The sequence below is a fragment of the Pseudoalteromonas sp. APC 3691 genome (genome assembly GCF_030408135.1).
Classification (GTDB): Bacteria; Pseudomonadota; Gammaproteobacteria; order Enterobacterales; family Alteromonadaceae; genus Pseudoalteromonas.
In genome coordinates, this window is sequence record NZ_JASDCB010000094.1 from 1 (window position 1) to 10,115 (window position 10,115).

At 40.8% G+C, this 10,115-nt stretch carries 9 protein-coding genes; 5 read left to right on the forward strand and 4 right to left on the reverse strand.

What is annotated here, in order from left to right:
* Positions 1-162: 162 nt before the first annotated feature.
* On the reverse strand, positions 163-1,344 hold the full coding sequence (locus QL998_RS19330) for an FAD-dependent monooxygenase (protein ID WP_290193313.1): 1,182 nt from the start codon (positions 1,342-1,344) through the stop codon (positions 163-165).
* Between the two features lie 244 nt (positions 1,345-1,588).
* Here QL998_RS19330 and miaB point away from each other — a divergent pair, with 244 nt between their 5' ends.
* From miaB to lnt, 5 genes are read left to right on the forward strand one after another with little or no spacing between them, the layout of a single operon-like run.
* Positions 1,589-3,037, forward strand: a complete 1,449-nt coding sequence (gene miaB, locus QL998_RS19335) for a tRNA (N6-isopentenyl adenosine(37)-C2)-methylthiotransferase MiaB (protein WP_002958544.1) — start codon at positions 1,589-1,591, stop codon at positions 3,035-3,037.
* A gap of 50 nt (positions 3,038-3,087) precedes the next feature.
* Complete coding sequence (locus QL998_RS19340) at positions 3,088-4,146, forward strand: PhoH family protein (protein ID WP_290193314.1); 1,059 nt, start codon at positions 3,088-3,090, stop codon at positions 4,144-4,146.
* 4 nt (positions 4,147-4,150) lie between these two features.
* A complete protein-coding gene (gene ybeY, locus QL998_RS19345; RefSeq protein WP_149594559.1) occupies positions 4,151-4,609 on the forward strand; it encodes an rRNA maturation RNase YbeY in 459 nt (152 codons plus the stop codon).
* Between the two features lie 22 nt (positions 4,610-4,631).
* Positions 4,632-5,516 carry a CNNM family magnesium/cobalt transport protein CorC gene (gene corC / locus QL998_RS19350; RefSeq protein ID WP_182673865.1) on the forward strand — a complete coding sequence of 295 codons (885 nt, stop codon included), beginning with the start codon at positions 4,632-4,634 and terminating at the stop codon, positions 5,514-5,516.
* A complete protein-coding gene (lnt, locus tag QL998_RS19355) occupies positions 5,497-7,047 on the forward strand; it encodes an apolipoprotein N-acyltransferase (protein WP_290193315.1) in 1,551 nt (516 codons plus the stop codon). The genes corC and lnt overlap by 20 nt, the downstream gene beginning before the upstream one ends.
* A gap of 88 nt (positions 7,048-7,135) precedes the next feature.
* Here lnt and QL998_RS19360 read toward each other — a convergent pair whose 3' ends face one another.
* The 3 genes from QL998_RS19360 to QL998_RS19370 are packed head-to-tail and all read right to left on the reverse strand — an operon-like array spanning position 7,136 to position 9,859.
* Positions 7,136-7,924, reverse strand: a complete 789-nt coding sequence (locus QL998_RS19360) for a hypothetical protein (protein WP_290193316.1) — start codon at positions 7,922-7,924, stop codon at positions 7,136-7,138.
* 22 nt (positions 7,925-7,946) lie between these two features.
* Positions 7,947-8,819, reverse strand: coding sequence for an alpha/beta hydrolase-fold protein (locus QL998_RS19365; protein ID WP_290193317.1), 873 nt, complete (start codon positions 8,817-8,819; stop codon positions 7,947-7,949).
* A gap of 29 nt (positions 8,820-8,848) precedes the next feature.
* On the reverse strand, positions 8,849-9,859 hold the full coding sequence (locus tag QL998_RS19370) for an RDD family protein (RefSeq protein ID WP_290193318.1): 1,011 nt from the start codon (positions 9,857-9,859) through the stop codon (positions 8,849-8,851).
* Positions 9,860-10,115 lie beyond the last annotated feature (256 nt).

Sequence of the window (10,115 nt, forward strand, 5' to 3'; positions counted from 1 at the left end):
TTATACGATGGCAGAAAGCCTCATTCTAGAACCTCGAAGGGAGCGAAGTTTTCCTCGCTCAGTCAAGCCAAGACCGCAGCGGTACGCTAGAAATAAAAAAGCCGTTCACCTTAAGTGAACGGCATTACTCATAAATGAGCCTTTTAAATATCTACTTTAAATTTAGCCTAAATCACCGCTAATTGCGTATTTTAAAACCCAGTTTTTTATAGGGCCTGTATTATTAGCCATTTTTAAAAACTGGCTACGTGCCCATTTAAGTGGCGCAACTTGGTTAGAAAAGCCAAAGTAACAGGCATCCATCATGCTCATCATTAATAAATTAGCCTTACGGCGAGCTCGCTCATATTCTTTAAGCGTTAACGGGCGCCCTATATCCCCTGCATTGTCTAAAACTTCAGCAAGTGCCACTACGTCCTGAAAACCTAAATTAACGCCCTGCCCTGCAAGGGGATTTATTGTATGTGCAGCGTCACCGACTAAAACTAAGCGCCCTTGTGAATAATTGTTAGCATGTTGGCGAGTAAGCGGAAATATTGCATGGGTTTGTACTTCAAAGTCTCCAGCAAGTTCAGGAAATTTATTAAGTATGTGCATTTTTAGCTCAGCTGGGTTTAGCCCTTTAAATGCTTGCAGTGTATTTGCATCATCGTACCAAATTAAATTAGCGTATGGTGCCTGCATTGGCAAAAATGCGAGTGGCCCACTTGGCGTAAACTGCTGCCATGTCTTTATTTGTTGCGGCGCATCGAGTTTAATTAATACCCCCATACAATGTTGCTGATACTGCCAGCCGGTAATTCCTATATTAGCTTTAGCACGCAGCTGCGATTGTCCGCCATCGGCTGCAATCACTAAATCAGCGGTATAGGTTTGAGCTCCATACACAAGCGTAATTAAATCATCCGTTTGCTCTATTTTAGTAATAGGTGTGGCTTGCTCAATAACCTCAATTTTATAATGATCAAATTGCTGCCATAAACTTGCTTGAATTAAACTATTTTCAATTAAGTGGCCTAAATGCGTGGTGTTTATATCGGCGCAGTCAAACAATAAATTATCACCACCGCGCTCAAATGCCTCTAATTGCTGATAAGGCGCTATGCGGTTTTGTCTTAAAAGCGGCATTGCTCCTAATTCATCAAGTAAATTTTCTGAAAAACGATTAATAGCCGACACTCTAATATCAACCTTATCACTACTAAGAATGTGCGATGGGTCTATTAGGTGTTTTTCGATTATGCGTACGCCAAAGCCCTGTTGAGCAAGCTTTATCGCCATAGCCGCGCCAACCATGCCACCACCAACTACTATCACATTATTTTTAGTCATGTTTTTCATCATTTTATTATTACTTGAGTCTGTTTTGATTGTATCAAAATTAATTTGTTTTATACCAGAGGATATCTCTAACTGCTGATTAAACTCGCCTCGTATTGATTTGAGATCACAAACATGAAAACTATACTTGGATCTAGACGGGTATCCAGCTAAAATACGCCTCCTTTAAGTGAGCATGCTTGCTCCTTAATCCTGTTTCAAGCACATTTTTGTGCCACTATCGAATTGAACACGAGGCTATATTTCAATGAGCAAAAAGCTGCATATTAAAACCTGGGGTTGTCAGATGAACGAATACGACTCTCAGAAAATGGCTGAACTTTTAGATGCCACCAACGGCTACCAGCTAACTGAAGATGCAACAGATGCCGACGTAATCTTACTTAACACCTGTTCAATTCGTGAAAAAGCACAAGAAAAAGTATTTCACCAATTAGGTCGCTGGAAGTTATTAAAAGACGACAAGCCAGATTTAATCATTGGTGTAGGTGGTTGTGTTGCCTCACAAGAAGGTGACTCTATTCGCCAACGTGCACCATTTGTAGATGTTATTTTTGGTCCGCAAACGCTACACCGTTTACCAGAAATGATTAAACAAGTGCAAGGCGACAAAGGCTCATCGGTTGTTGATATTTCATTCCCAGAGATTGAAAAATTTGACCGCCTGCCAGAGCCAAAAGCAGATGGCCCATCTGCTTTCGTATCAATTATGGAAGGCTGTTCTAAGTACTGTACTTTTTGTGTTGTACCTTATACCCGCGGTGAAGAAGTTAGTCGCCCAGTAGATGACGTACTACTTGAAGTTGCACAACTTGCAGAGCAAGGTGTACGTGAAGTAAATCTTTTAGGTCAAAACGTAAATGCATACCGCGGCGATACGCACGATGGCGAAATTTGTTACTTCTCTGATTTAATTCGTCTTATAGCAGCTATTGATGGTATTGACCGTATTCGTTACACAACATCGCACCCGGTAGAATTTACCCCAGATATAATCGACGTTTACGCCGATGTACCAGAGCTTGTAGATCACTTACATTTACCAGTACAAAGTGGTTCAGACCGCATATTAAACCTAATGAAACGTGGCCATACGGCAATTGAATACAAATCGACAATTCGTAAGTTACGTAAAATTCGTCCTAACTTAAGCATGTCGTCAGATTTCATTATTGGTTTCCCAGGCGAAAGCAAAGAAGACTTTGAAGCAACCATGAAGCTTATTAGCGACATAGGTTTTGATATGAGCTTTAGCTTTATTTACAGCGCACGCCCAGGTACGCCAGCGGCAGATTTGCCAGATGACGTAACAGAGCAAGAGAAAAAAGAACGCTTATACTTACTACAAAACCGTATTACACAAATGGCGCAGCAAATTAGTCGTCAAATGTTCGATACAGAGCAACGTATACTTGTTGAAGGTCCTTCTAAGAAGAACCCTATGGAATTACGTGGCCGTACCGAAAACAACCGTGTAGTAAACTTTGTTGGCCCGCACACAGTGATCGGACAGTTTGTTGATGTACGTATTACCGAAGCACTACCTAACTCTTTACGTGGTGACTTAATTCGTACAGAATCAGAAATGAACTTACGACGTGAAGTCGCTCCTTCAGCTATTTTAACTAAAGCTGCAGCTGCAGAGCCAAAACCAGACACTGTTAACGAAATTGGCGTAGCTACTTTCGTTCCTTAGTCACACAATTAGCGCCAGTTAACGCTGGCGCAGTACTATAGGAAGCAATTTTGAGTAATCAGTTAAAAACATTAGAGATTTATTTAGAACCTGCCGATAACAAACGCCTTTCTTCTTTATGTGGCCCGTTTGACGAAAACATCAAACAAATTGAACGCCACCTGGCTGTTGAAATAATTCACCGTGACAACTTTTTTAAAGTAACCGGTAAACTACACAACTGCGCCGGCGCTGTAGAAATCTTAAAAAACCTTTATGTTGATACTCAGCCAGTTCGTGGTGTTTTAGGCGAAATAGAACCCGACGCCGTTCATTTAGCTATTACCGAATCAAAAGCCTTAGAGCAAGATGCATCCAACAGCGCTTATGGCAAAGAAATGGTTATTAAAACCCGCCGTGGTGTTATTAAACCACGTAACGACAACCAAGGTGTTTATGTGGCTAATATTTTAAACCACGACATTACCTTTGGTATAGGCCCTGCTGGTACTGGTAAAACCTACCTTGCAGTTGCTGCTGCCGTTGACGCCCTTGAGCGCCAAGAAATACGTCGTATATTACTAACACGCCCTGCTGTAGAAGCTGGCGAAAAGCTTGGCTTTTTACCAGGCGATTTAAGTCAAAAAATAGACCCATACCTGCGCCCTCTTTACGATGCTCTTTTTGAAATGCTAGGTTTTGAAAAAGTAGAAAAGCTTATCGAAAAAAATATCATCGAAGTCGCACCGCTTGCTTACATGCGCGGACGTACTCTAAACGATGCCTTTATTATTTTAGATGAAAGCCAAAATACCACCGCCGAGCAAATGAAAATGTTTTTAACCCGTATAGGGTTTAACTCAAAAGCGGTTATTACAGGCGATATTACACAGGTCGATTTACCTCGTGGCACACGCTCAGGCCTTCGCCATGCAATTGAAGTGCTTGATGGCGTAAAAGAAATTAGCTTTAACTACTTCAAAGCCCATGACGTAGTTCGTCACCCTGTTGTAGCACGCATAGTTGAAGCCTACGAGCGTAACGACGAAAGCGAGCGACTTAAGCGCATTGAAAAGCAAAATGCAAAAGACGCACTCGCTGCTCTTCAACAGCCTACTACTAAAGAGTAATACTTTGACAACCGAACTTGATTTACAAATAGCCTGTGAGTTTGACAACCTCCCAAGCGAAGAACAATTTGCACTATGGGCCGACAAAGCCCTTAGCCAATACCGTGATGAGTCAGAACTCAGTATCGTTATTAGCGACGAAGCGCAATCGCAACAGCTTAATAACGACTATCGCGGTAAAAATAAACCGACCAACGTACTGTCGTTCGAATTTGAAGCACCACCAGGAATAGATATTCCCTTGGTTGGTGATTTAATTATTTGCCCAGCCATTGTATTAGCTGAAGCAATTGAGCAAGAGAAGTCATTTCATGACCACTTTGCTCACATGGTTATTCACGGATGCTTGCATTTGCTTGGATTTGACCATATAAAGAGTGAAGACGCTTTTGAGATGGAAAGCATCGAAAAGCAAATACTTGCAGAGCTAAACATAGCAGACCCATACCGGGACGATATTTAAATTAACGGAGCAATTAGACGCAATGAGCGACGGTAACTCGCAATCTAGCCAGGGTTCTTCTGGCAAAACGTGGTTGGGCAGAATAGCCCAAATGTTGCAAGGGGAACCCCAGAATAGAGAAGAGCTGGTCGAAGTTATTGCCGATGCGCAAGAACGAGACGTAATCGATCCTGAAACAAAAGAGATGATAGAAGGTGTGCTTGGCGTGTCTGAGCTTAAAGTGCGAGACATAATGGTCCCGCGCTCACAAATGATCACTCTTGAGATAGACAGCCCGCTTGAAGAGCTAATTCCAATGATGGTTGACTCAACTCACTCACGCTTTCCTGTGGTGATTGAAGATAAAGATCATGTAGAAGGGATATTACTCGCAAAAGATTTACTGCCACTGATCTTAAATAAAGACGAGCATTTACCATCAATACGCGATTACTTACGCCCAGCAATGGTAGTACCTGAAAGCAAACGTGTTGATACATTGCTAAACGAATTTCGTCAGCAACGCTACCACATGGCTATTGTTATTGACGAATACGGCGGTGTATCGGGCCTTGTGACAATCGAAGACATTCTTGAAATAATCGTTGGCGAAATCGAAGATGAGCATGACGAAGAAGAAGATCAACAAGATATTCGACAGCTTGCTAAGCACGTATACGTAGTACAAGCGCTTACCCCTGTAGATGACTTTAACGAGTACTTTAAAACAGGTTACAGCACCGACGAAGCCGACACCATTGGCGGCACTGTATTACATGCATTTGGCCATATGCCAAGTCGCGGTGAAACAATAGACATAGAAGGTTATCAATTTAAGGTAACCAACTCTGACAATCGTCGTATCTTACAACTGCAAGTCACCGTACCTAAGGTTGATGAAAACGACAGTGAAGACTCAGCTAACTAAACTCACCCTGTTAGCAAAAGATAAAAAAGTATGGCTCGCACTTATTGCGGGCCTTGTTTTAACTTTTGGCTACGCCCCCTTTGAAATTTGGTCCATTGTATTTATTAGCCTTGGTACCATAATTTTTTGCGTTAATCCTAATAATACCGGTAAAGCACACGCAAAAACCGCCGCTAAATATGGCTTTATATTTGGGCTAGGCTGGTTTGGTGCGGGCATAAGCTGGGTACATGTTTCTATTGCCACCTTTGGCGGTATGCCGCTTATAGCGTCGCTCTCGTTAATGGCTTTTTTGTGCTCATACTTAGCATTATTCCCCGCCCTTGCCTTTTGGGCAACTACACGCTTTGCCAGTGGCCCTAAAAGCTTTGGCGCATTACTAATTGCCTGCTTTGCAATTAGTGAATATTTACGTGGCACCGTACTTACCGGTTTCCCGTGGCTAAGTTTTGGCTATACACAAACCGACGGACCACTCAGGCTGCTTGCATCTTATATTGGCGAGTTTGGCCTAACCCTCGTGTGTATCGCAATTGGTTTTGCACTTTATCGCTTAACCCAAAAAGATTTTAAAACCCCGGCTGTTACTGCGACAGCTGTTGCACTTATTTTTACAGGCGCAAGTACCACAGGCAGTATTCATTACACAGATAAAAACATGTCAGTATTGCTCGTACAAGGCAACATACAGCAACACCTGCGCTTTGAGCCAAGTGAGTTTTGGACCACAATGAGCAAATACCAAGACATGACACGCCCACATTGGGATGCCGACTTAATCGTATGGCCAGAAGCCGCAGTGCCTGAAATAGAAATGCTTGCTGATTCCTACCTAGCCAATTTAGACAGTGCAGCTTCGTTTAATAACACTGCCCTTGTAACCGGTATTGTTGATTACCAGCGTGATACCAAAAATATATTCAACACGCTTATTGTGGTCGGTAATAAAGAACGCGGCGACGAGCACGGGCATTATCATTACCTTGATAAAAACCGCTATCAAAAACACCAGCTATTACCCATTGGCGAATTTGTGCCGTTTCAAGACTTTTTGCGCCCTATCGCCCCATTATTCGATTTGCCTATGTCATCGTTTACCCGAGGCGACAAAGTGCAAAACAACTTACGCGCCAATGGCTATAACTTACTCCCTGCTATTTGCTACGAAATTGTTTTTGCCGACTTAGTACGCGGTAATTACAAAAGCGACTCCGACCTACTCTTTACGGTAAGTAACGATGCCTGGTTTGGCGACTCTATTGGGCCTTTGCAACATATGCAAATAGCCCGCATGCGCGCTCTCGAGCTACAACGCCCTCTAGTGCGAGTTACCAACAATGGTGTAAGCGCCGTATACGACCCCATAAGCCACACACAACAAACCATGCCTCAATTTGAAGCTACCATATTGAAAGCCAACATTAAGCTTATAAAAGGCGACAGCGTGTACAGCCAATACGGCAATGTGTTTGTGTGGGGATTTGTGTTGTTGATGGGAGTTGTTGGATTTGGGGTTAGGTTGAGGGAGTAAGGACTGATAGCTTTCAGTAGGTAGCTATCAGTTTTTAAAACGAAATATACCTGACGCTAGTATTTCACCTTCATGAATATACAAAAGCTTATAACTTTAGTGTAGCTATAGCTTTATCTAATAGCCCTTGAAGTTCAGATTTCGATTGCTCATATTCATCAATATTAAGCTCACCCAATGTATTAAATTTATTCTGGATATATTTTTGGAAATATAAATTTTTGGTTAGCCTAATTTCGAGTAACTTTGATTCACGACTACTATAGTTATAATGCTTTAAGCTCTTTGCAATAAAGAAAAGTACATCATCTAATGATTCAATTAATACTTTTATTTGCTCATGAATATCTAGATAACTAGAGGTTAAATCAGCCCCTGCTTCCAATATTTTTATATGTTGAACCTTATATTCTCTCCAAATACTACCCAACTCTTCTATAAGCATTTGGTTTTCTATATCTATATCTTCTCGCTCAAACTCTTCAAGGTAATCAGAGTCAATACCGGTTTTGTTACATTTAAAACCACATGTTACCGTATGATAATTTGAAGCAATCATTACAAAATTACCACTCAAAAAACCCTTAAGTCTAGGTAAAGTATTTGTAATCATACCTATCCTTTCATTTAAACCTCTTAGCCTCAAGTATTCATGCCTAGTATAGAGAAGCGCAATTAGAGCTATAATCCCACCTAGAAAGCTACCAAAATTTGCAAATTTTTGCCCTAATCCCTGATCCCTGATCCCTGATCCCTGATCACCAAAAAATATTGTTATAGTCCCTGCCATCAAAAAGGTAATGGCTATTAGATAGATATAAATCTCCCAGTAAGGAGATTTCAAATCATCCATATATTTATCTAATTTCTTAAACATTAATGAACTCCCTTTGCTTTTTTTAATTACGTACCAAGGCTAACTCTACTTCGTATAGAAGATCCCTAAGCCCATAGTACCAACTAAGCGCTGCCACCGTGCCATGAGTTTCTTCTTCAAAGTAACGTTGATTTATATATAAACTGTTACTCGGGTGCGCTTTTAGTTTTTTAGCAAGCTCTAAGCCCCATTTATAATTAGCCTCTCCAATTTCACCAAAAGCTGCATTATTAGCAAAAGTAAAATATACATTGCCTTTAAGCTGCTTATTTATAAGCTGTTGCTCGTCAAAATAACGATTGAGATAATTATTATCCCAAAGGTAGGTTGCATCAATAATTAAGTAATCAGTAAATAAAGAGTGATTGGTAAGTAAAACATAGCTTGCGAACAAGCCACCGAAAGATTCCCCAATTAATACCCGCTTATTTGATGTACGGTAATTTTTATTAATGAAGGGAATAAGTTCTTTTTCAAAAAAAGCGTTGTAGTTTGCGGCATTGCCAATGTTTTCAAATTTTTCTAGTAGCTTGCCGTTAAAAGTCCAATCGACATTGGTAGGGGTAAAGTCGCGCTCTCTTATCGCATTTTTACTGTTTGGAACAGCGACAATAATTGCTTGTTGAATTTGTTTTTCTAGCCGCTCAGTACTGAGTGCTTCAACAAGCCCAGCTAAGGCTTTTAAATGGGTTGGGTCGCCATCAAGCAGGTAAATAACAGGATATACTCGTTCGAGGTTTTGCTTGTAGCTTGGCGGTAAATAAACACTATAACTGCGCTGCTCACCTAAAATAATAGACTTAAGCTGATGTTTTTTTGCTAACACAATATTTTCTGACGCATACGAAGCTGTAATAAAATACAGATAACTAAACGCCATTAATAAAGCTTTCATAACCATCCTTGTAATTAATAAGAGCAAACTTAACTTTTTACAGTCTCTTCTACCGTTTCCACATTTACAACTTGATTCAAGTTACCTTTAATAACCACCGTCGCTGATATTTTATCTTGAATTGCTTGCCTGTTTGGGTCCCAGTATATCTGTAAAAACCCTAACAAGCCTGTGGCAAAGCCTGCACCGTAGCCGCCGTAGCGACCAAAACAATCTAATAAACCTAATGGCTCACCGCTTAAGGCAACCACACGAATATTACATACCTTTTTACCCGGTGTTTGGCCGCGCCAAAGTAACGAGAACAACGTAAAGTAAACAGCAGCCCAGCCAAAACCTAAGCCTAAGTCTTGAATAATGCCTTTGCTCCACTGCAAAATACTATTTGTGTTTGTTTGTGCAGGTTTTTCTTCTATTAACTGTGCAGGCTTTATTTCGTTATTTTCACTGAGCACCAATAGTTGTAAAAGTACGGTAGCAAGTTGTGGGCTTTGTAGGTCGTCCATTTCTGCTAATTTGGGAACTTGCCCAATTAAATTATCAAGCGCTTTTTGTTGGCAAGGTTGCTCACAGCTGTCATCAGCTGTTTGCGCTAAATAAGTATTTACCCGTTGTTTTTCTGTGGCGGTAAGCTGAATTTCATCTTGTATTTTTACGCCCTGAACAGCTAAACCTTGATCAGCGTTTTCGTCTTCTAGGTAATCAATGCCAATTGAAAGCATAGTAAGTGCGCTTACAAATAAAATACTTGCTGCCGTTATTTTTAAGATTCTTCGCCACACATTCGACATTTTTGGAAGGTATTGCTGTGCCGTACCTTTATAAAAAGCCATTGCAGCAACAAATGCTATTAAAGCCGCGCTAAGTTTGGCTGCTAAAAATATCAGTGCTACATCAATAATAATAGCTAGTGCACGCCGAATTGGCGTAGCTAAAGGCAAGCCCAGTAAAGCGCTGTCAATTTTAAAAGCGTAGGGTGTAATAACTTCTCGGGTTTCAGAATTTGATAATTCTAATTGTTCTATTTCTGTGGCTTTCATTTATTTTCTTGTTATTAAAATAGGTAACCCGGTTAACTTACGCGTTTTTTATTTTTTGCTCAAGGTAAAGCTATTAGAATCAATGCACATCGAGTAGGGTGAGGCTTATACCTCATCCCTCTCACAGAACCGTACGTACGGACCTCGTATACGGCTCCTGTACCCTTCACATTTTATCAACTTATTTCCTAAACGCTGATAAAGCAAGCCATCCCGTATTCACTTTTTCTATTGGATATAAACCAAGCTCCTCAAA